Annotated in this window: 32 protein-coding genes; 2 read left to right on the top strand and 30 right to left on the bottom strand. The window is 43.2% G+C overall.

What is annotated here, in order from left to right; genetic code table 11:
• Positions 1–40: 40 nt before the first annotated feature.
• Positions 41–712, bottom strand: coding sequence for a class I SAM-dependent methyltransferase (locus tag HP548_RS31610; RefSeq protein WP_246318306.1), 672 nt, complete (start codon positions 710–712; stop codon positions 41–43).
• A 225-nt stretch (positions 713–937) separates the two neighbouring features.
• Here HP548_RS31610 and HP548_RS31605 point away from each other — a divergent pair, with 225 nt between their 5' ends.
• Positions 938–1,711 carry a sporulation protein gene (locus HP548_RS31605; RefSeq protein ID WP_175383883.1) on the top strand — a complete coding sequence of 258 codons (774 nt, stop codon included), beginning with the start codon at positions 938–940 and terminating at the stop codon, positions 1,709–1,711.
• A 99-nt stretch (positions 1,712–1,810) separates the two neighbouring features.
• On the opposite strand, the gene HP548_RS31600 is transcribed toward HP548_RS31605, so the two are convergent.
• From HP548_RS31600 to HP548_RS31590, 3 genes are read right to left on the bottom strand one after another with little or no spacing between them, the layout of a single operon-like run.
• Positions 1,811–2,101 (bottom strand): hypothetical protein, encoded by a 291-nt coding sequence (locus tag HP548_RS31600; RefSeq protein ID WP_175383882.1) that lies wholly within the window; start codon positions 2,099–2,101, stop codon positions 1,811–1,813.
• A gap of 12 nt (positions 2,102–2,113) precedes the next feature.
• Positions 2,114–2,650 carry an AAA family ATPase gene (locus tag HP548_RS31595; RefSeq protein WP_090808515.1) on the bottom strand — a complete coding sequence of 179 codons (537 nt, stop codon included), beginning with the start codon at positions 2,648–2,650 and terminating at the stop codon, positions 2,114–2,116.
• 19 nt (positions 2,651–2,669) lie between these two features.
• Positions 2,670–3,245, bottom strand: coding sequence for a DMP19 family protein (locus HP548_RS31590; RefSeq protein ID WP_090808513.1), 576 nt, complete (start codon positions 3,243–3,245; stop codon positions 2,670–2,672).
• A 243-nt stretch (positions 3,246–3,488) separates the two neighbouring features.
• On the opposite strand from HP548_RS31590, the gene HP548_RS31585 reads away from it, so the two are divergent.
• Entirely contained in the window at positions 3,489–4,646 is a 1,158-nt protein-coding gene (locus HP548_RS31585) for a glycosyltransferase family 4 protein (RefSeq protein ID WP_175383881.1), read from the top strand.
• 241 nt (positions 4,647–4,887) lie between these two features.
• On the opposite strand, the gene HP548_RS31580 is transcribed toward HP548_RS31585, so the two are convergent.
• The 26 genes from HP548_RS31580 to HP548_RS31455 form a co-directional block, all read right to left on the bottom strand.
• Entirely contained in the window at positions 4,888–5,391 is a 504-nt protein-coding gene (locus HP548_RS31580; RefSeq protein WP_175383880.1) for an NUDIX domain-containing protein, read from the bottom strand.
• A 91-nt stretch (positions 5,392–5,482) separates the two neighbouring features.
• Positions 5,483–6,145, bottom strand: a complete 663-nt coding sequence (locus HP548_RS31575; RefSeq protein ID WP_175383879.1) for an HAD family hydrolase — start codon at positions 6,143–6,145, stop codon at positions 5,483–5,485.
• A 286-nt stretch (positions 6,146–6,431) separates the two neighbouring features.
• A complete protein-coding gene (locus HP548_RS31570; protein WP_094030628.1) occupies positions 6,432–6,602 on the bottom strand; it encodes a YHYH domain-containing protein in 171 nt (56 codons plus the stop codon).
• A gap of 103 nt (positions 6,603–6,705) precedes the next feature.
• Positions 6,706–7,485, bottom strand: a complete 780-nt coding sequence (locus HP548_RS31565; RefSeq protein ID WP_175383878.1) for a Cof-type HAD-IIB family hydrolase — start codon at positions 7,483–7,485, stop codon at positions 6,706–6,708.
• 11 nt (positions 7,486–7,496) lie between these two features.
• Complete coding sequence (locus tag HP548_RS31560) at positions 7,497–7,859, bottom strand: DUF3139 domain-containing protein (protein WP_175383877.1); 363 nt, start codon at positions 7,857–7,859, stop codon at positions 7,497–7,499.
• Positions 7,860–7,948: 89 nt separating this feature from the next.
• On the bottom strand, positions 7,949–9,484 hold the full coding sequence (locus tag HP548_RS31555) for a PH domain-containing protein (protein WP_175383876.1): 1,536 nt from the start codon (positions 9,482–9,484) through the stop codon (positions 7,949–7,951).
• Positions 9,481–9,978, bottom strand: a complete 498-nt coding sequence (locus tag HP548_RS31550; protein ID WP_175383875.1) for a PH domain-containing protein — start codon at positions 9,976–9,978, stop codon at positions 9,481–9,483. The genes HP548_RS31555 and HP548_RS31550 overlap by 4 nt, the downstream gene beginning before the upstream one ends.
• A 104-nt stretch (positions 9,979–10,082) precedes the next feature.
• A complete protein-coding gene (locus HP548_RS31545; protein ID WP_175383874.1) occupies positions 10,083–10,649 on the bottom strand; it encodes a GNAT family N-acetyltransferase in 567 nt (188 codons plus the stop codon).
• Positions 10,650–10,946: 297 nt separating this feature from the next.
• Positions 10,947–11,375: a hypothetical protein gene (locus tag HP548_RS31540; protein WP_175383873.1), complete on the bottom strand. Its 429-nt coding sequence runs from the start codon at positions 11,373–11,375 to the stop codon at positions 10,947–10,949.
• Between the two features lie 198 nt (positions 11,376–11,573).
• On the bottom strand, positions 11,574–12,350 hold the full coding sequence (locus HP548_RS31535; RefSeq protein ID WP_175383872.1) for a hypothetical protein: 777 nt from the start codon (positions 12,348–12,350) through the stop codon (positions 11,574–11,576).
• A gap of 109 nt (positions 12,351–12,459) precedes the next feature.
• Positions 12,460–12,615 (bottom strand): hypothetical protein, encoded by a 156-nt coding sequence (locus HP548_RS31530; protein ID WP_162842428.1) that lies wholly within the window; start codon positions 12,613–12,615, stop codon positions 12,460–12,462.
• A 224-nt stretch (positions 12,616–12,839) separates the two neighbouring features.
• Positions 12,840–13,172: an HIT domain-containing protein gene (locus HP548_RS31525; RefSeq protein ID WP_163754937.1), complete on the bottom strand. Its 333-nt coding sequence runs from the start codon at positions 13,170–13,172 to the stop codon at positions 12,840–12,842.
• A 20-nt stretch (positions 13,173–13,192) separates the two neighbouring features.
• Positions 13,193–13,642: an NUDIX hydrolase gene (locus HP548_RS31520; protein ID WP_175383871.1), complete on the bottom strand. Its 450-nt coding sequence runs from the start codon at positions 13,640–13,642 to the stop codon at positions 13,193–13,195.
• 45 nt (positions 13,643–13,687) lie between these two features.
• The gene (locus HP548_RS31515) at positions 13,688–14,290 is read right to left on the bottom strand and encodes an HD domain-containing protein (protein WP_175384039.1); all 603 of its coding nucleotides are present in this window, start codon (positions 14,288–14,290) and stop codon (positions 13,688–13,690) included.
• A 42-nt stretch (positions 14,291–14,332) separates the two neighbouring features.
• Positions 14,333–15,133 (bottom strand): inositol monophosphatase family protein, encoded by an 801-nt coding sequence (locus HP548_RS31510; protein ID WP_175384038.1) that lies wholly within the window; start codon positions 15,131–15,133, stop codon positions 14,333–14,335.
• 31 nt (positions 15,134–15,164) lie between these two features.
• Positions 15,165–15,623 carry a GNAT family N-acetyltransferase gene (locus HP548_RS31505; RefSeq protein WP_076290024.1) on the bottom strand — a complete coding sequence of 153 codons (459 nt, stop codon included), beginning with the start codon at positions 15,621–15,623 and terminating at the stop codon, positions 15,165–15,167.
• A gap of 18 nt (positions 15,624–15,641) precedes the next feature.
• The gene (locus HP548_RS31500; RefSeq protein WP_409347688.1) at positions 15,642–16,073 is read right to left on the bottom strand and encodes a cytidine deaminase; all 432 of its coding nucleotides are present in this window, start codon (positions 16,071–16,073) and stop codon (positions 15,642–15,644) included.
• Complete coding sequence (locus tag HP548_RS31495; protein ID WP_175383870.1) at positions 16,039–16,833, bottom strand: aminoglycoside adenylyltransferase domain-containing protein; 795 nt, start codon at positions 16,831–16,833, stop codon at positions 16,039–16,041. Before HP548_RS31495 ends, HP548_RS31500 begins: the two co-directional genes overlap by 35 nt.
• A gap of 26 nt (positions 16,834–16,859) precedes the next feature.
• Positions 16,860–17,753, bottom strand: a complete 894-nt coding sequence (locus HP548_RS31490; RefSeq protein WP_175383869.1) for a PhzF family phenazine biosynthesis protein — start codon at positions 17,751–17,753, stop codon at positions 16,860–16,862.
• Between the two features lie 18 nt (positions 17,754–17,771).
• Positions 17,772–18,410, bottom strand: coding sequence for a Type 1 glutamine amidotransferase-like domain-containing protein (locus HP548_RS31485; protein ID WP_175383868.1), 639 nt, complete (start codon positions 18,408–18,410; stop codon positions 17,772–17,774).
• Positions 18,385–18,966: a GNAT family N-acetyltransferase gene (locus HP548_RS31480; RefSeq protein WP_175383867.1), complete on the bottom strand. Its 582-nt coding sequence runs from the start codon at positions 18,964–18,966 to the stop codon at positions 18,385–18,387. Before HP548_RS31480 ends, HP548_RS31485 begins: the two co-directional genes overlap by 26 nt.
• Positions 18,967–19,011: 45 nt before the next feature.
• On the bottom strand, positions 19,012–19,389 hold the full coding sequence (locus tag HP548_RS31475) for a MerR family transcriptional regulator (protein ID WP_072734132.1): 378 nt from the start codon (positions 19,387–19,389) through the stop codon (positions 19,012–19,014).
• Complete coding sequence (locus HP548_RS31470; protein ID WP_076290029.1) at positions 19,386–19,898, bottom strand: nucleoside deaminase; 513 nt, start codon at positions 19,896–19,898, stop codon at positions 19,386–19,388. The genes HP548_RS31475 and HP548_RS31470 overlap by 4 nt, the downstream gene beginning before the upstream one ends.
• Before the next feature lie 37 nt (positions 19,899–19,935).
• Complete coding sequence (locus HP548_RS31465; RefSeq protein WP_175383866.1) at positions 19,936–20,502, bottom strand: histidine phosphatase family protein; 567 nt, start codon at positions 20,500–20,502, stop codon at positions 19,936–19,938.
• 60 nt (positions 20,503–20,562) lie between these two features.
• Positions 20,563–20,748: a hypothetical protein gene (locus HP548_RS31460; protein ID WP_076290031.1), complete on the bottom strand. Its 186-nt coding sequence runs from the start codon at positions 20,746–20,748 to the stop codon at positions 20,563–20,565.
• 66 nt (positions 20,749–20,814) lie between these two features.
• Entirely contained in the window at positions 20,815–21,663 is an 849-nt protein-coding gene (locus HP548_RS31455) for an adenylyl-sulfate kinase (RefSeq protein ID WP_175383865.1), read from the bottom strand.
• Positions 21,664–21,692: the final 29 nt, after the last annotated feature.

Genomic DNA, 21,692 nt, shown 5'->3' with positions numbered 1-21,692 from the left:
TGAAATACGAAGTCAGGCAATCATATTTTATAATCTTTCTTTAACGCCTTACGGCCTTCCAGATATATTTGTGCTCACGCACAGCAAGTCTCCCCTCAATCTGAATTTCCTTCAGCTTAACTTGAAGCTGCTCATGGTACTCAGGCTGTGTGTAATCCGGGTTGCCAGGGATATCGGAAAGAAAAATAGCGAACTCTTTTTCATCAGGGAAGACCATTAGGGCCTCATTGAATTCCTCAATTTCAATGTTTTCATACTGATTTGTATGCAGCCTTTCTCGTACCTTGCTTACATCGGTATGAATGCCAAAGATCACGCCACCCTTTCGCAACAATCTCCTATGTTCAATTATCGACGTAGGTCCTCTGCGGTCATAGATCAGGTCGAACTGTTCGTCTTGGAAGGGCAACTCTGTTTTGGTTGTAGCGAAGACAAATTCAACATTGCCAGCGTCACTGGCCACAAGCCCAGCCTGAGCGATACGCAGTAGCTCCTTCGAGTTGTCAAAACCCGTAATATGATCGGTATAGGCCGACATTTTTAATGTGAATTCCCCATGACCACAACCTGCATCAAGCACAGATTTATACTGAGGCAGCAACTGCATTAAACGCGCTTCAAATACATCTTCTGCGGAATTGCCCTCCCATGTAAATACCGATCTGCCCTTGTATCCTCCGTTACGTTGTCCGATCATGTCATACCATTCCATGCCCAATAGATATCCCCCCCAGAAGAAAATCCCATATTAAACAACATTCGACACAGATAAGTCGATTTTCCTGTCCATAGGTTAACTTTTTTCTCACTTAAGAGTTTTATCTATCCTCATCTTGTGCTTGTTAAAATTTGAAACTCTTCTCTCGTAGGCGCCGTATTATGCTCGAAGTCGTATTTTGCCACTTGGATAAACCAATAGGATGTGGAGGTTGAATGAATGTCTTTTTTTAAGAAAATGTTAGCCAGTGTAGGTGTTGGAGCAGCCAAAGTAAATACAGAATTACATACACCTGAGGTTACGCCTGGAGGAGTCATCTCTGGGATCGTGTACATCGAGGGTGGAGACGTGGAACAGAATGTAGACCGAATCTACCTTACGATCAAAACCCATTACATACGGGAGCACAATGATCGAAAAGTAAATGAAACTGCCGTTGTAGCCAAATACTTGCTTACCGAAGGTTTTATATTACAGCCTGGCGCCAAACTGGAGAAGTCCTTCTCATTTGAACTACCAGAAAACCTTCCAATTACACTGCATCGTGCAGAGGTGTGGGTTGAAACTGGCCTCGATATCTCAAGCGCCATGGACCCCTCAGACCGGGACAGACTCCATGTAGTTCCTACAAAAGATATGAACACTGTGCTTGATGCAATTGATCTCCTTGGTTTCAAACTGCGTGAAGTGACCAATGACTATGCTCCAAAGCTTGGTGGCAATCTTCCATTTGTACAGGGATTTGAATTCGTGCCAACGAGTAAATTCCGCGGTTATTTGGATGAGTTGGAAGTATTGTTTTACCCGATGGGAGATTCACTGGAACTGTTGCTTCAGATCGACCGCCGCGCACTTGGACTCGGTGGCATTTTCTCGGAGGCGATGGGGACGGATGAGAGCTTTGTCCGGCTGCATCTCTACGAGAGACACCTTGCACGGGGTGCGGATTCGGTTGCCCAAGGTCTGGAAGAAATCATCTCCAAGCATCTATAATCTATTAAAAATAGATCCAAAAACAAAAAACAGTTCTCCTACCAACTTTCATTGGTGTAGAACTGTTTTTAAATATGTTTTTCTTTTATTAATAAACAATCAGGAACGCTGTGTCCAGCGCTGTATCCCCGATCGAAGTCCATAGTATGCAGCAGCAAGCAAGAGAAATCCAACGGCAGCGATCAGAATGGAAGTCATATCCCAACGGGCAATGGAGCCAAAGTCAACCTTGGACTGCAACATCATAACGGATGAATCGGTGTGCATCATTTCAGGTGTATGATTCAGCGTCATTAACATGCCTTGAACGACATTCCAAGCCATAAAACCCAGTGTGAATAGCAAAGTTACCAACAGGGATTCCACACCTAATCGTTTGTTGATACTCATCATTTTGCCTCCTCATTTACGGTTTGACAACACTTTGGAAGTTATAAAATTCACTACATCATCTGTCGTTTGCCCATCCGTCTGAATGTACTCTTCAAAGCGTGATCCATGGAATGCTTCGACACACTTAACCGCTTGTTGAAAAGTCCATCCATCAGGCTTATCCCCGCGCTTCAACAATCTCTCATGTAATGTTTCCATGGATGTCATCAGGGTAAAATGAAAAAGGTCAGTATCTATCTCTTTCAGACCTCGATGGATGTAACTGAACTGCTCTGACTTGTAGATGGTCATTGGAACAATCAGATGTTTGTTATACTTCTGCCTGATTTCACGGGCGACTTTCACGGTAAGGACTTTCCACAGCTCCATATCCTGAAAATCGTCCGTTTTCTCCACATCCATTCGGACGTCATCCACAATCACGTTTCTTAACATGTATCCAATCTCTTCTGGATCGTAGATCATGCTGTTCGGAATTAACGGCTGCAGCTTGGTTGCAGCAGAGGTTTTACCCGAGCCAAATGCCCCATTAATCATCACAATCATAGTGAAGTCCTCCTGCGTGTCAGATTGAATTAGACAAGAGGTGCTCCAACTCCTGTTTCAGGCGATCTTTGTTCGTATCCACATATTGATAAAGGAGTTCAAATACCTCTTCATTATCCGATTGCATGCTTAAATTACCCGCTTCCAGCTCAACCCGTTGCAAAACCTCATGGATCTGCTGTCCATGCGTATTCAGGGTCGTCGTTACATCCTGTTCGGAGAGTGCATTCACATTTTCTCTTAACTGCTCAGGTGTTACACCACTTTCGGATAACATATGCTGGATGTTCTTCAGAATCTCTGCATCAGCATCATTGCCTATGCGCTGCATCGCTTCCGTCGTTTCACCCAGAAAACGCCCACTCAAATTTTCAAGAAAACCAGTAATGCCGCTCATAGATAGCTCTGTATCCAGATCTATGATCAGGATGGTATCTCGCAATACCTGTGGAAGTTCAGGTCCACACTCCCGAATGGTCGCAAATTCCGCGCGATACAGATCCATGGCAACACTCCCCACCACTTCCTCACCCGACATGCTGTCAAACTGATCCAAGGGTAATAATTGCTGCAATTCTTCCTGTAATTTGTTCATCTCTCTGCCTCCTGTATCTCTCTATCTATATAAGTTGGACGAATGATTTCACACGGGTCCACTTAACTAAACGCCTATATATCATAGCAGAATATGTTATATAAGTTTATCCGATGTAAGTTTGCCCCAGATTACTTCCCCGCACACTTTACACGGAATATGGATAAAGTTAACCTTCACTTGACCTTTGGAAAATGATCCGCTGTTATGATCTTGTCATCAAGAGTCTTGGGAGGGGTTATGATGCGCCTGGCCTTGTTCACTGACACCTATGTTCCGGAAACCAATGGTGTTGCCGGTACGCTGCACCGCTTGAGTAATCACTTGAACCGCAAAGGCATTGAGCATCTGTTATTCACACCGCAGTCTGTTATTGAGGGCAATGATGCCGCTCCGGTCCGTTCGGTTACCAACATCCCCTTTTTCCTCTATCCGGAATGTCGTATCGCCTTACCTAATCGAGCATCCATCCATCGAGAGCTAAATACCTTTCAGCCAGATCTGCTGCATATCGCCACTCCGTTCAATATGGGTCTTTTTGGTCTCAGATATGCGCTCAAGTATCAGCTTCCACATGTCATCTCCTACCACACTCACTTCGATCGGTACCTCGAATACTACAAGTTGAAAAGTGTCATTCCTTTGTACTGGAAGTATATCCAATGGTTTCACCGAGCCTGTGATGCAACATTGACACCGTCTCAGGAGACCTTAAACGCATTGCAATCAAAAGGCATTCAACGTCTGAAGTTATGGTCCCGCGGGATCGATTGCAGTCTGTATTCACCTGATAAACGAAGCTCCGATATGCGTACTCGCTACAACATAACGGCTCCTCTAATTTTACTCTACGTTGGACGTATTGCCCCGGAAAAAGATATCGCTACCCTCACCCTTGCCATGCAGCAGTTGCCAGAACATATGCAATCCCGTGTACACTGGATCATTGTAGGCGATGGGCCATTGCTTCCCAAAGTGCGTATGCAAGCCCCACCCAATGTCACCTTTACGGGGTATCTACATGGTGAAGATCTTGCTGCTATGTATGCTTCGGCAGATCTCTTTGTGTTTCCTTCCTCAACAGAAACATTTGGCAATGTGGTGCTGGAAGCGATGGCTTCGGGATTGCCGGTTCTCGCTGCGAATGGTGGCGGTGTAAAAGACTTGGTCACACATCATCGAAGCGGTGTTCTGTTCGAGCCGGGTAATACGGATGCATTGATTCGAGAGATATGCCTCTGGGGAGATCATATGGATCAACTGAGGAATATGGGTCTTGAAGGTCGAAAACTTGCTGAACAGCGTTCGTGGGATCACATTTTTGACAGGTTAGTTGGAGATTATGAGGAAGCCATTGAGAATCGGAGAAAACGCACGAAAGATCGAATCATCACAGCTTGATTTTCATTTATTAAACCGAATTGAATAATGGATGATCATTGCCGCTCCAAGACCCACCTGTTGAAGTATGGATATCAGTATCCATCATGCTTTTAAAAAGAGAATTTATTTTCAATACGAGGTATTAAAAAGAGCGGGGATGGCTAATATCCTCGCTCTTTATAACAGTCGCCTACAGACGTTTAAACGTATGGCTTTTTCGATCAGAGATAGGTCCCTTTCCCGGTCAAGACGTCTAACATTACACAACGGGTTCAAAGGATATCGTGTCTTGCATAATACTCCATTCCACCCTTGGTTTACCCGTTGCCCCTTCCCCCTTTAGGACATTACCGATCCATATCTCGTCGGTCTCCTGATTCTGCAAAAAGTGCCGGATCGCTGCTTTAATCAGAATGGATGTGTGTAAATCCAATAGCTCATCCAAAGGTACCCAAAATAACTCCCCTTCATCTGATGGAATAAAGGCTCGATGTGTCGTCTCACCAAAATATACAAACTGCTGCCGAACTTCACCGTCGCTATACTGCATCAAAACATATCGAAGACGGAAATTTTCAATTTCCGCTTGCTTGAACCCCGTCTCTTCTTCAATCTCCCGGTAACTGGCAGTCATTGGTGAATTAAGCTCGCCGTGCTCCAAATGCCCGCCAATACCACCCCAGAACTCAAAATCGAACAGCCTGCTGCCTGCCTTCTTCATCATTAACATGTCGTTGCCATTACTCAAAAATGCCGTAGCCATTTGTCTGATCTCTATGTGCACCTACCTCACTGTTCTGTTATGTAATGTTGTGTTGTGTTGTGTTGTTTGAAGCTAATCTGAAGATCTCCCCTTAGAGTAGGCCTTTTAATTCACCAAGATGCTCAATAGCATGTAATGGTTTGGTTGTAATGCTGTCCTGCCAAGGCTGATTGACCTTCATCCAGATCGTGCTCATGCCTACTTTTGCCGCTCCTTCAACATCATTGACGGGATGATCCCCAATGTAGATACACTGCTCGGGAGAGAGGTTGAAATGATCCAATGCCAATTTGAAAATATGAGGATCGGGCTTTTTGACCCCAGCCTCTTCCGAAACGATAATATGATCAAAATCATCCCGGATGCCAAGTTGATCGATTTTGCCGTACTGAATCTCGGTTTTACCATTGGTGATTAAACCTGTTTTATATTTTCCCCTTAGATGCTGAACCACTTCTCGCGCCTGCTCCATCAATACAGCACTTCTCACATACTCTCTGCCATAGAACTCCATAAGCTCCGCGTGAGGCGGATTCTCAGCCCAAGGTAATTCATGGAGCAACTCATTGAACAACACATCTTTGTCCTTGTAACCGTCCTCATCCAGCTCAATAATTCGTTTAAGAATATCATCCGTAGTCTCAAGATGAGCAAAATAAGTGTTGATCAAGCTCTGGCTGAAGCCTTCAAAGGTACTTGTTCTGTTGAGAATCGTATTGTCTAGATCAAAAATAATCGCTTTAATATGATCCATCGTCATGCTCCTCCCATCTGTCTGTAAAACGTTATTTCCTCAATAGTTGCTCCAGTTTCCGATTGGTTTCGGCCTGCTCTTGAATTAACCGTTTCGTATTACTTTCTATGCTGATGAGTGTGACCGTCATAATAATTACACAAATGATCCCAATAAACCCGATAATACTACTCACCTCTAACGTAATGTTTATTGTATTCTGTTAGCTGCGACTACCATGAATTATAAACATGCAAACCCAACCATAGATTAGACCAGGGCTGGGTTTACCTTGTAAAACTCATTTTCATTTCTTCTTTTTGTGATAATGGTAGCCTGTGCAAAGGCCCTTTTGTTTGGATTTCGCGGAACAATTATGTCCACCATTTTTGTCAAGTCTGCCTGGATGGGCATACGCTGAAGAAGATACACCAATAAGTACGACAAAAGACAAGATTACAATGACAACCTTTTTCATAAGTCACCCTTCGATCACACCCTATGCTTTAGGGCTTAATTCATCCTCCATCATTCTACATGAAAACCCATAATTAGGATATCCTTATTACTCCAAAATTTTCTTATTCTATGATTTTAAACTTCCTCAACGCATGTGTGATGCCATCCTCACTTGCTCGCAGCGTGACATAGTCGGCACTTTGTTTGACGCGCTCTCCTCCGTTTCCCATCGTAATGCCAAGACCCACATACTCTAGCAAATCAATATCATTTTCACCATCGCCAAAGGCCATTGCTTCCTCTTTTGATATATTCAGGTGGGCGAGTACTTTCCCTGCCGCTATCGATTTGGATACTTCGTTCTCTTCCAGTACGTTAGACACGTAAGGATGAAACCTCACGAATTTTAATGCTGGAAATCTGGAATGGAATTTCTCCGCTTCGGCTTGATCGGCATATAAACAAATGCAATACACTTCCTGGTCCAAAGAACTGATGCTCAATGGGTACTCCATCAGACCGAGCGTATCTCTCAATGCATCGGTGACACGTACATCCCTTGTACATAAACCATTCATTTCGAATGACTCTGTAAAATAAGAAATACTGCTGCCGTTCAGCTCGGCAAATTCACTGAATTCTTTAACCATTCGTGCAGAAAGCACCGATTTATGTATCACTTCTTCACCGCACTTGATCAATGCCCCGTTAGCCGAAATCATGGTATCAATCCCGAGTTTTCTGAAATCTCGGCATAAATTGTACGGTCTGCCAGTGACCAGCACGACCTCTATGCCCCTATGAACCAATTTTCGAATGGAATCCTCTGTACTTGGAGAGAGACTTCGATCCTTCTCACTGAGTAACGTACCGTCCACATCCATAAATACGATTTTAATCAAAAGGATACCTCCTACTCACGGTCATTCGTTGGTTCAACATGTTTCAGATCCGATTTGGTTTTGCCTCTCCTTTGTGCTTCTTCGGATATACGATGAGCAAATTGAAGAACTTCATTATGTGCAAAATATATATATTCTACATCTGGTTCATCTTTAAATGTAACCTCAGCAGAGAAAGGCGGAAGCTTAACATTCCATATGCCTTCCACTGATTCAATTTCCTCTTGAGTATATTTCTTTTCCTCGATTAAGTACTCAGTAACTCTATGTGCATAGATCAGCTTGTTTACTTGTACATATATTATTGGGGTCAATACTAAAATAACCATAATGATCAGAACCGCTGACAGCACGTATTTTTTCTTCTTTTTCATCAGACACCTCCAAGCTATTAAAAATCCACCTTCCATACAAAAGGCAAGTGCACAGTAAACTTAGTAGTCTTCCTGCACTTGCCTTTACATTATCGAGTCTGGACGTTCTGGCTCCGCTCCATATACCACAGCTGAAACGCCTCTACCGCTTCAAGCGGTATATCGTTTAGCGTATGATGCAGAACAGGTTTGGCACGATTCACGGTTTGAATCGAAGCAACTCCAAACCAACGTTGCAGTAGATTCCGGGTGATCTGTACCTCAATGACTTTCTCTCGCTTGGAGATGTATAGTGTCGAGGTTAATGCACCCGTTCGCAATTGGATAAAGTTCTCATTCAGGATGTATCGTGTATGGAGAAAATCAGTTATTCTGCATATGCCAATCCACAGTAACAGAATAGCGGAAATCATCCACCATGCCTGATTCTGTCCCAGAATCAGCGGTTTGAAATAAAACAGTAACCCTGTTGCAATGATCCACACCCAGCTTGGTGTCAGCATGCGCAGCCATAATGATTTTCGTGGAAGCTTTTGCATCTCCTGCGTAACCTGATAGGATGGCAAAATCTCCGAGATCATATCGTAAGCTTGCTTCACAGGCAGAAAAGGATAGAGCGAGTTAACTTCCTGTTCGGATTCTCCCACACCACCTGCTGTCGTTAGTTCCACTTCTGCCAATCCTAGCAGTCTTTTCATCGGAGACTGTGTGATTTTCACCGCCTGTACTCGTTCTTTCAGGATCGAAAATGCGGTCTGTTCCAACATCCCCTTCGTAATGTAGATACGTTTGCGATCCGAGGAGATTTGGAAATCACCATACTTCACAAAGGTTCTGACAATCCCTAGCATAATGGAAACAGCAATAAGTCCTGTAATGATCAATGCGGTAATCCACCAGGTATCCAGCCACGTTAATAGGATGCTCTCCGTCACTTTTTCATCGGGAAAGAAATCTTTTATCGACGAATAGAGCGATCCCAGAATCGGAATAAGCACCAGAAAGCTGAGCGACGTAAACGAAGCTTTGAATATATCTTTTCGAGTGGACTTGTAATGGACATTCCGTTCAATCTCTTCTTGTACAGGTAGTTGAATATCTTCTTCCAGTGTTACGTGTTCAGGTCGCATCACTGGTTCCTCATTTGGTTCTACAGCATCACTGGCGACATTCGTTTCCGACATATGCCCTGCTACTACCTTTTCAAGCCGCTCCGATTCCGAAAGTGAAACGACTTGCAGCTGAAAAGTAGCATCTTCTCCCTTGATACCCGTCTCAAAACGAATAGATGTGACTCGGAACAAACGATGAAACAGCGACGTATGCCGGTTTACGTTCTGAATTTTGGTATAGGGTATCGTTCTTCTTGTGCGATTAAATACCCCACTGTAGATCTGAAAAGCCTTATCATCAGCGGTATAACGTAGTGTAAACCAACTCCAGATGATGCTTATCACACTTAACGCGATAGCCACATAGAAGACGATTCTGCCATACATAATCCACGTGGACGCCGAGCCATGACGGAGAATAAATAAAAAAACGATAAATGCAAAAGAATTTTTCACCAGTTTCCACAAACTCCAGAGCATGGCTAACGGGTGTTGTCTTTTCATCTCGTTCATTCATCCACCTCATTAATCCTTGCATAGGACGCAATCTGATTACGCAGTTCAAGCGCCACTTCCTCTGGCAACGCCGGGATCGTGTGAGATGAACCCATCGTGCCAATCGATACAGAATATAGGCCATATTTTCTCAAAAGAGGACCTTGGTTCGTCGTGACGGATTGTACTTTGGCCATGGGAACGATCTGATGTACCTTTTTCAAAGCGCCGTGTTTCAATTGCAAGAACTCCTCATTCGCATCGTAATACCAATGCTTGTATAACAATGAAGGCCGGATAAAAATCTCCCACACCGCATACAGCACTGATATGGCAGTCACTCCCCACAGCAACCAACCAATCCACGCCCTCCATCCAAAGACGGAATCCAGAATCAGCAGTGCTGTAAGCACAATCAACCCTATTCCGTTCAATATAATCGCACTGATTCTCCATATGGTTATGGCATCCGGCGATAAACGTTGCTCGGGTGTACTCTGTATGTACTGCATATCTTCACTCCTTTTTCTTACTGTACGAAGAATAGTCCTCTATCGATGCAGAAAGATTGACTTAATAAAAGAGATGACCCCTGTTCAGTACAGGTCGTCATCTCTTAGTCATTTATTACAGCAAAATCCTTCACATTACATAACCACACCATATGGTCCGTGCCTTCACCCCAGTAATTCTTTGCCGCGGCATAGGGTTCTCCAAACTTCCGCTGCCATTTCTTCTGGGCTATCCGGTATCCACTATCCAGGCAAAATTGCGTAATCTCACGTCTCTGAAGTTCAGTAGCCAAGGCATGAATGAGAGCAGAGCCAATTCCCCGACCCTGAACCTCTGGCAGGACGTAGAGACTACCCAATTCCCCTACGTAGTTCAGTTGGTGGTCGGTGCATTCTTGAATCTCCTCGCCGCAAGGTCCATACGAAATAGTGCCTACGACGGTATCTTCCCTTTTGGCCAGCAAGAAGAAAACATTCGATTCCTGTTTGTTGTCAGGATGCAAAGCTGAGTGAAGCATCGCTTTTTTGTGTTCAATTTCATCCCGTATGTCTTCGTGCAGGGAACCCAGCCCTTCCTGTGTAAATGCATTCGTTATGGATGTCTCGAATACCCGCCAGGCACCCGCCATATCCGATGCTGTTAAAGGTTGAATGGTAATCAGGTGACTCATATGACCTTCTCTCCGTTTCAATAGATATATAAATTAAACCAAAGAATATTTACACTTGCCACTCCGATGACAGAACAACCTTCCGATCGCTGTTATCCCCAGTTTTTTTTGATTCCTATTTTCAAAGGGTAAAATCCGGGGATAAAGGCGAACGCTGATGCTTCCGATGCAGCTTTCTTTCAGAAAGCTTTTAGCTTCACTTCTTTAGGTTTTTTCTGTCCTCTCCGTTATCGTGGAATTTTTTGTTGAACCTATATAGTAAACTGACTTACCGAAGGTAATCTGTAATCTTCTGTGTCAGTCCGTATGACTTTGAATCAGTTTCCTCACTCGGTTTGCATCCTCTATGGGTATGCTGTATCCTACGTGGGTATCCTCATGGTTAACCAGAAGGGCTGACTGCTTGGGATCTTTGCCTATGGAAAAATCATACTGGGTTAAGGATCCATCTGCATCTGTTAAGTTCATTTTATACTCCACGCTATAATCAAGACTTCCTGATATACGCTCCGCTTTGTTTATAGCCTCGATTACGATTTCGATCTCAACCGGATCTTTGAATTCCACATCCTCACACGCTTCAATCGTGAAGTTGGGGTTGCAGGTTAATGTAATGAGCGAAGGCAGAGCTTCCTTCGGTTTAGAATTACTTCCATTGGTAGAATTGCAGCCTGCAAGGAGCACCATGAAGAGACCTAAGAAAATCCCTGCTTTTTTTATTAGCATATGAACCTCCCGATTCTTACTTAGAACATGAGCGTAAACGCTCTACGTAATCATCTGTATTTAGCTCTAGATGCTTATGCTGACATGCTGCAGCTCAGTGTCCCATCCTTGGAGCAGTACTTAGAAACGCTGGGAGGTATCGGCCATGAAAGCACTTATCTTTATGTCCGTAATGAATTTGGGAACTATACCCGGTGTTCAAGCCTGCACTCGCTCTGTTTGTATCCTCACAAATAACTGCTCCAAATCCGTATGAAGATCCGGCTGTTCGTTAACGAGCAGGCTTATGTATTCCGACCCGCACTCATAGAAAACAAGACGATTAAACGGAGCTGTATCCCCAATATGATTGATTTCCAGTCCAAATTTCTCCCGAATTCGATTCTCCACATAGCGGGCGTAACCTTCGTTCCATTCCAGCCAGTTGAAGTACTCCCCTTGTTCTTCACTCAAAGAGCTGAACAGGGCTACTCTTGCCTCTTTCACTTGCAAGAGATCCTTACTCTTCAAGGCTGACAGCAACGAAGTGATCCGCTGGACAACCATCTCATTGTCATAAGGAAACTCATAATCCAGTTCCCATGTTACACGTTTGATTTGCTCCATCTTATGTTTGATCTCAAGTCGGTCACCCATGTCGGTGTAATGCTCATTTACGTAACAATGGACAAATTCATGAAAGAGATAGACTTTCTGCTCAAAATTTTGGAACGCCGCATCCGTCACCACTGCGCACATCCGCTCATCCATGTGATGCACTCGAAACGCCGCAAGGCATCCTTCGGGAATATTCAGGTCATCCGGGACGGTTTTCACCCATTCATATTGCTGTGTCCTGGACGAATAATCATAGATATATAATAAAGTTTCAAATGCCACAACCACGGGATAATAGTCTGCCAATAAAGGATGTATACTGACCAAATCTTTTTGAAGCTCCTGCAATTCGTTGATTTGCTCTAAAAAAGTATCCATGTCATTTACCCTCTCTTTAGTTGAATGATGAATTAATCATATCAATAGAACAACAATAAAACACTGAGAGAAAAATGATAATTCTATTGTTGAGTGATATTTCTACAGCTTAGAACCGTTCTCCTCGTTTCTCATATAGATAAATGTCCAACGCCTGAATCCCGAGTTTAGCAAGTTTGATAAATAAAATGAGGGCATATACACCCAAACCGAATAACACCAAGTTAAATAAAACTGCGAATGTTGAAATGAATGAAAAGCTCATCACACTTCCTCCTTTTTTATCAACGTACTGAATTCATAATTCATATGATCATCATGATTGATAAATAGTTCAATTTATTAATTCACCAAACTATTTTAGCATATTTTACCTCCATTTACTTTCCCCAATCAAATTCCTCATTCTTGATAGAGTGAATTCTAATCATTAAATTCAAAAAGTCTTCCCCCGAACATCCGGCAGGAAGACTCTACTTAAGACTTATTTTATTGGATACGTTCACCGCTTACCACATGCCAGTGTTGATGCTTCGAATCCTGGTAAGTGCCCAGGTTGGTTACGATTTTGGAAGAACCCGTCTGGACAACCATGTCCGCAGCAACCTTTTTTATAACGCGCATAATTTCCAATAATAGTTCATCATTATTATCTTCTTCCTGTGAAATGAATGATTGGATATGGATCTTTGGAATAACAACAATATGATGCTTGTAGTATGGTCGGGTATGATGATAAGCCAGCACCTTGTCTGTTTCCATAACGATATTTACTTTGGTATTACCACTAAGCACTTCATCACAATAAAAATCCTGTGTCATATATGATCCCCTTTCACTACTTAGTTAATATATCCCGCTTTTTTCAGCACATATTCCGTGAACGGGTTAATCTCTGGGATGGGTATACTCAGATCAAGATAACGCAGTTCCAGTCCTTCATCATCCATGACGGTTGGTTCGCCCTGAATTTCAGTAGCTTCATAGACTGCCATGACATTATACACTTCATCTCCATGCGGATACTTGTAATACATGTCCTGACCTGAGAAAACGGTAATGAGTTTATATGCACCCGCTCTCAGTCCGGCTTCCTCATATAATTCACGGGCAGCAGCTTCCTCCAAAGATTCTCCCGGTTCCAATGATCCGCCAAGGGTTCCCCAATCCAGGCTATCTGTACGTCTTTGCAACAGCAGATGGCGCTGCTCATTGAAGACCAACACACATGAACCAGCCATGATTAGAGGGCGTGAACCCACCAGCTTTCTCAACTCCATGATATATCCCATAAAGATTTTCCCCCGTCTGTAATCAGATAAATTCAGCAATGTGCTCTAAGACTTGGATTTAGTCAAGATTCCCTTGTCTACGGAATTTTGGATAATCTGCTGTGCGTACGTCCACAATGTTTCGGAACCGTTCTCAATCTCCCGATTTCTATTTAACACCTGCTCACTTGTAATATTGTATTTCTGCCACGTATCTCCCTCATTCTGATGATTGTGGATCAACGGCTGCAACCGATCCATCGACGAGGCAAACTGCGCTTCGTTGGTCTCCTTTGCCTCAAACTCCAGCCATAGGTTCAACAGTTCTTCGGCTTGTTCCTCAGGTAAAATCCCAAATAGTCGATGCGCAGCCTTGATCTCTCGGTCATATTTATCCGCATGCCCTACCGTATCGTAGGCAAATGTATCTCCGGCATCGATCTCAACGAGGTCATGAACAAGAAGCATCTTAATGACTTTGAGAATATCCACCTCCTTGTTGGAGTGACTCTGCAAAATCAGGGCCATCATCGCCAGATGCCAGGAATGCTCTGCATCATTTTCGAGTCTGTCGCCATGGATGATTCTCGTTTTTCGTTCAATCGTTTTCAGTTTATCAATCTCAATAAGAAATTGAATCTGACTCTGCAATGATTCGTTCACGACCATTCTCCTTCGGATTATAGAATTCATGCTTATTAAGCTCGCTAATCATGAGTTCATTCCCTCCCGAACGACACTCAGGAAATACTCACGATGATCCGGATGGCAGGCAATCAGATATGGCTCTGAATTCATGCCTTCAAAGGGAATCCCTTCAAAATCCATAACAATGGCACCTGCTTCTTTCGCCATTAATATGCCTGAATACAAATCGTCTCCTTCCGAATTGTAGAGCACAATGCCGTCAATATCCCCCTTAGCTAACATGCACCACTGTAAGGTTGGAGCCCATAATAGCATCATTCGTTTGAAACGAACATCCAGATGTTGACGTAGCCGTACAGCCTTCTCCTCATTTTGCACCTGATGCCCCTGAATCCAGCCAATGGTCCCTTTGTGAATATGCTCTTTCTTTTGGACTTTCATGGGGTTTAGATTACAACTTGCTCCATTCCCACGTGATGTCACAAACAAACGATCCACCAGAGGCTCGTAAATAACTCCGAGGACGGGTTCTAAACGATACAATAATGTAATCGAGACGGAAAATATCGGTAGACCAATGGCAAAGTTGTTTGTTCCGTCTAACGGATCAATCATCCACAGCCAGTCACTCTTCTGTCCGTTATGCCCCCGCTCTTCACTATGGATCTCATGATCGGGAAAACGAATGGTAATTTCATCACATATTATCCGCTCTGCTTCATGATCTACTTCCGTAACAACATCACCAAAGATGCCCTTCTCCACTGCACAGGTGATCTGATCAAAATGCTCTTTAGCAACCTCTCCTGCTTTTCGAATGACTCTCTCCGCAAGGTCTTGAGCTAAACGAATGGTTTGTTCGATGACAATCACTCCGTTCGTGTTATTAAAGCGCTCATTTTATGCAAATTTCATAGATCCGAGTCTCTTCATCATCTAGCAAATATCCTTTACCGATATACGCCCAGTTATTTTTTTCATAATAGTCCGTCAAATCCGTACATAAATACAGCTTATCGTAGCCCTTCGTCTTCACCTCATTAATCGCATGATTCTGTAGTTGCCCACCAAGGTTCTTGCCTCGGTATTCTGGATCAACATGAAGGCACGCAAACCACGGGAACAGATCCTGGCGGCTATTCAAATCACTCCTTAACAGAGCATATCCTCCAACAATCCTGTCCCCATCCAACAGTACATAAAATCGGGGTACATCACTCTCGGTTTCCACGGAACGCTCAATGCAATCCCGGTAAAAATGATAACTTGATTCCGAGCCCCACTGCTTCCAAAAGTATTGTACAGCTGTCTGCAGCATGTCCGGCTTTTGCCGAATATCAACTATCTCAAACATCACAGTCTACCTTCCTTATTATGTTCTTGTATATTTTTGTGGTAATAGCTGCCCAATCGTTGTTTTAGAATAACCCTCTTCTCCCTGCAAGATGACCTGTGTGTCCTTCCCATAATCACTAATCAGTTCTCTGCAAATACCGCAAGGAGATACCACATCTAACTGGATTTCCGCTCCGTTCGGTGCATCATTAGGATCAACTTCGGGATGTCTTACGGCCACGATCGTTTCGAATTCATGTTCCCCTTCCGAAATGGCTTTACCTATAGCAATCGCTTCCGCGCATACTGAGACACGACCAATATAGGCTTCCAGATGTACCGCCGTAAATATTTTTCCAGATCGAGTTCGTACTGCTGCCCCAACGTGATGCTTGCCCTCCTGATACAAACGCGAAATTACGTTCTTTGCTGCTTCAATCAGTTCCAGATCCTCTGTTGTTATAATCATCATGATGTCTCCTTTTTATTTCATCCAACATGTACTTCGCATAATCCAGAAGTAAATCATCACTTAGATTCACGCTTTCCAGCTCTCCGTTATATTTTGCTAGACATTGTGAGATGACTTCTTTGTACTTCGGTAAAATATGAATGAGTGCCCACTCGCCTGCTTCTCGCTTGGAGTATATAACCGACTCTTTCACATACAATAGAACCCGTGATAGGTTCAAAACATAGTAGACAGGATTCTCCGTTATTTCTTCCATAGCTGAACCAACGTCAGATGTAATAGAGGCCAACATATATTCACGTTTTACGGGCTGGAATAACTCCTTAATCGGTTTGCCGACAAGCACAATTCCACGGTCAACAATAACGGCCAGGTGTGCTACCAGATCCGGATCTTCGTATCCACCGCAAAGATATTGATCATCAGTTCTATACTTTTCCCGGTGATACCCCGAGTAATGAAACTCAAATGGAGTCGGAAATGTCAGTTTAGCAACCGTAGACTCCAAAACAATACTAAGTTCAAACCCTGTGACAATATGCATTTCATCTTCGGTCTGCATCAATCTCTTCGCAATCCTTCGATAGGTATCAGCAGACAGCTGCTCCCGGCATACCACCAGTATATCGATATCGCTTTGATTGGGATGGAAGCACCCCATAGCCATGGACCCGTGCAAATAAATTCCTACCAAAGAATCCGAACATTCTTCTTGTAACAAATGAGAAACTGTATGTAGTACCGCCTGTTCATCCACCTAAACCCTCTCCTTCATTTACGTTGTTACGTATTCAACTCCACTTTCATTTCTTCCACAAAAACAGCCGTGCCTCGTATTCTGACATCCATGTCCTGTCCATTTCTGACTACACTGACATGAACTTTCCCATCTCTGCCAATCTCATGCCCTTGCTCCACAACAAAATGAGTCTGATCCATCCCAGAATTCATATACTCCAAATAATAGGCACCCATCACACCGGATGCTGTTCCCGTAACCGGATCCTCCGTAGTTCCCGAAAAGGGCGAGGAAAAATGTCTGGCATGCATTAGCGCATCTGAATCGCGGGTTTCCAAAGCAAATGGATGCAGAGAAGCTTTCGGATTTTCATCTAATATCTCAGGAAATAGAGAAGAACCCGGTTTCATTTGTTGGAAAGAAGTCAGTTTGCGAATCGGTATCAACAAAGTCCAGGTGCCTGTACTTCCATAAACTATAGGTGTGGATAGATCAATATCATCCGTGGTTAGATTAATGGATTTTGCCAGCTTCTCTATGTCACCTTGGAATGGCATGAAACGGGGTTGATCCTGCTTCATCTCAATGTTGATCGTATCGCCATCCTGCTGGAACTGAATCGGCAATATGCCTACATTAGCCTCAATAGTGATCGACTGTTTATCCTCCAGTAGCCCTCTAGTCTTTAACCCATACATGGATGCCATTGTTGCATGACCACACAGATTAATCTCATGACCCGGTGTGAAATATCGTAATCTAACGTCTGCAACTACTGAACTCATCACGAAGACCGTTTCATTAAAGCCGACTTTATGCGCAATCTGCTGCATCGCTTCTTCACTGAGCGAATCGGCATGAAAGACGACTCCAGCCGGATTTCCTTTACCAGGAACCGTCGAAAAAGCATCATAATGATATACAGTGATTTCACTCATTGTAGTCCCACCTTATTTTCAGTTTATACGATGTGCATCGCCATATGACTCTACCACTTCACCATCGATAATAATCCCGCTACCATCTTTGCAAGCATAGATTGTTGTAGAATTGGCACGCGCGTAATCTCGTAATGATTCCAGAGCTTCTTCCGTTCCATCCCAATGTGGTGAAAATTCAAAATCAACGAGCGCCAGAGCCTGCTTGTCCATTAATCCAACATGGTTCTCGTCTGCATCTTTACCATATCCGGCCATTTCAATCGTTGGTGTAGTTAGAATACTACCCGCGCTAACTCCAATCAGAATGCCGCCCTTGTTCACATAGGAACGCAACAATCCCATTGCATTTCTCTTCTGCAATAAACTTAGAAAATAAAATGTATTCCCTCCAGATAAATGAATCGCATCGGTTTCAAAAATCGTATTGAATCTGTTTCCCTCGTATTCTAGGTCTAGATCATAATAATCAATTGATTTGATTCCCAGTTGATTATAGTAACGTCTCGTATGCTCGAAATATTTCCGTCCCGGATCGGAACACGAAGGTACATAACCAATGGAAGGCTGGTCAGAGTTGAACAAGCTCAATATCCTCTGATTCAGTTGGTGGTTAGATTCGAAATATAAATCACTTAACAAAACCAGCTTGGTCATCTGAATTTCTCCCTCTTTGTTCACTAAACTCTTTTTCTAAAATGGAGAAGAAATATTGATCCGTCCATTGATTGTTCCACCAAAGTTCTTCCTTGAACACAGCTTCCCGTGTCATACCTACATTCTGCATCAGCGCAGCCGATCGGACATTCTGAGCATTGCACATACCTATCACTTTATGGGCGTGTAACCCGTTGAATGCAAATTCTAATAAAAGATTCGTAGCCTCACTTCCATAGCCCTCCCCTACATAATTCGGAAGCAGCGCGAATCCGAGTTCCCAGCTTTTTCTATGACCTACATAGCTCCACATTTGGATAAGGCCAATTGGTTCACCTTCTGGATCTTCCAAACGACGAATAATGAAATCATAGGCATACGGCTTTTCCTCCACAGTAAAAAAATGACTACGATATTTATCGCGAACTTTCTCCGTATCCGTTTCAACGGTCTCCTCAAAACTCCATATACTCGCATCACATTCAATTTTGCTTATAAAGTCGAGGTCATGTTCTGTGACAGGTGTTATTCTTATCTTCTGTCCTGCGAACTCCATTTCAAATTATCTCCTTTGTTTGTTTAGGCCGTCGTTCCCCTAGGACTATTGCATCTGCCCATTAATATATCTTCTATGACTTGAAGATGCGTCCTGAGCCCACAATTCCAACTCGATTCTACTAACCAAAAATTGATCTTGAACCTTGATGAAAGGAAACATTTTCCCTTCAAAGAAACCGGATGCCGAGAAACTTCCTTGTTCGGCCTTAATAATGTCCATCACCTGTTCTTTAGTCATACTCAGATACTCCGCCGTTTCTTGGATCGTCATTAATGTTTTATTATTGTTCGGCACATCCTGTTCCACTGCCTGAGTCGATTCACTAGCTCTCCCCTGATTTGATAGCAACAGGCAGCCAACTATGAACGATATTCCCAAAATGACACTGGCTAGTAAAATGGAGATCGGAATGGATTTCATTGTTTGGGAGTCTCCCACTCTGTATTAAGCATACCTCTACCAATATTCCATTGGGCAAGCAATGCTCGCTGTCTATTTTCCAAATCAAGATATGGTGCTGCAATACAGGAAAGTGTGTCGAACAGATGGATAAAATGAGGGCCCTCCTTAAAACGTCTAAGCCCGCCATACCCTTCATCATCCGCAGCCCATACGATCTTTTTGATCCCCGACATTAATATGGTGCATGAACACATGGGACAAGGTTCACATGTGGTGTAGAGAGTCAGGTCATTCTTCGTGTATCGCTTCTTACTTACATCCAGCAAATGTTGCCCTGCCTGACGAATAGCATCGACTTCAGCATGTGCGGTGGGATCACATTCGGAGAAGACTCGGTTTCTTCCTTTACTAACGACATCCCCATCCGCATCCACAATTATCGCACCAATCGGATATGTTCCTTCTATTAGCGCCTGATCTGCCTCTTCCAGAGCCAAAACTAAATATTCATAGTCCGATAATCTCACGAAAAATCCCCCTTAGTTTAGATATTGATCTTTTATATTAGAGATCTCTAATCGTGTAATGCCCAGCTTCGCCTAGAAAGTCACTTCGGGTTAACCCCTGCTCTCCAAGAAAAGCTCTATAACTTGTTATCGTACCATCATGTGAAATGATAAAAGTACTCCCGCCCTGCTTTCTGCACCATTGAATTAGCTGTCCAGCATAAACCTCAAATTGATGTTCTTCCGTTCGATTAATCCCATCCAACCAGCAGTCAAGTTCAAAATCAAGAATTTGCAACCCTGTATACTGAGCATTTAATTCGTCTTTCGAATAGATTTGATCACAGCGCAGAACAGAGAACTCCGGATTTTGAGGGAACATTCTCGGGCCAACGAGTGGACAGACCGTCAGTTTAGCTCTTGATGTTAAGAGGGATGCCGTTTCTATTGTTCGTTTCGTAGGACTCACCAACACTATGTCTTCTGGTAAGATTTTAATCTGCTTTCGTAATTCAGTCGCCTGCCTCTTTCCTTGTTCAGTAAGTCCCGGATGCAACTGATTTAGCTGATGAGGATAATGAAGCAAATGTTCAGCATGACCATGACGAATAAATGTGATATCCACAAGCCCCTCCTATTTCTGAACGTAATGCTTAAGGCTTCCATAATTTTAACTGCTTCCAGGTTACTTTGCCGACCAGCCCGAAGATAATCCCTCCACAAATCCATTAACAAACGATGGAATAAAAAGTACAATCAACAAAATTAAACTCCCTATACCCCATCTAATCCATGTTTTGCGTTTGCTCCTTACACCTATGATGAACAATATAGCGGTAATGACGATTAGTGTTGCCTCCAGAAATAACATGAAAATAAACCTCCATTATGTATTGTATTACCGCACGAAGAAATCTCGTACTTGTACTTTAGTATCTCAAAGTGAAATTTTCAGAATCTTCTCCAGTTCCTCCTGGCAAGCAGCGCGGTTATATTCTGAATTGTCCAGCCAGTGCTTGTCCATCTTCAATAACTGATAAATCTCGGTCTCCAACTCTTTTCTTGCCTGAAGAACTTTCACCGTGCCTTCAACACCATGATATCCTTTCGCGAGTCCCCATCCTTGGTTTGTGTAATATTGTACGAATCCAGCTGACCATTCCTTGGGTCTTTCATGAATCGCCTTGTTAAAGGTATGTGCAAGATCCTCCTGATGAATATAGATTAGGAGCGGATTCAATGGTTGAACGATGCGCTCCAATTCCAGAACATATTGCACGTTTTCTTCTCTGGATTGATTGGTTTTCACCATACCTATGGTCAGTGGATTTTGAATGAAACAACATTCGAATATGGTGATGGAATCATCATCCGCACTTATCACGCTTTCGGTAAAACTCCGCCATTTTTCGGTGATCAGCTTCACATTTTGTTCAAAAGGCAGTTCATAAATATCTTTGTTAAATATCTCCTGCACCACATAATCAGGGAAATCCACTCCGAATTCCTCTTTCATTTTGCGATACGGAATCAGGAAACCATCCTGATAGGCTGTAGCTTTGCTCTCCAATATATGTTTATATGCCTTGTGAGCATCCACCAAAGCCCTGAACTCTTCCGCAGAATAAAAGGCCACACCATCATAATCAGCAGGGTGATCCAGATTCCCTTCCTGGATGAGTTGTACCCTTTTGCCTTGCTCAGTTAGAATCTCGGAAACCATCTTGGCAATCGTCGACTTTCCTGAACCCGGTAATCCCTCAATAAGTATCAATTTTTTTGTCATGATTTCATCACCCTTTACTTCATTTCCTT

The sequence above is a fragment of the Paenibacillus taichungensis genome (genome assembly GCF_013359905.1).
Taxonomy (GTDB): domain Bacteria; phylum Bacillota; class Bacilli; order Paenibacillales; family Paenibacillaceae; genus Paenibacillus; species Paenibacillus taichungensis.
Note: the sequence above shows the minus strand (reverse complement) of the source record. Positions and strands in the feature narration are given on the sequence as shown.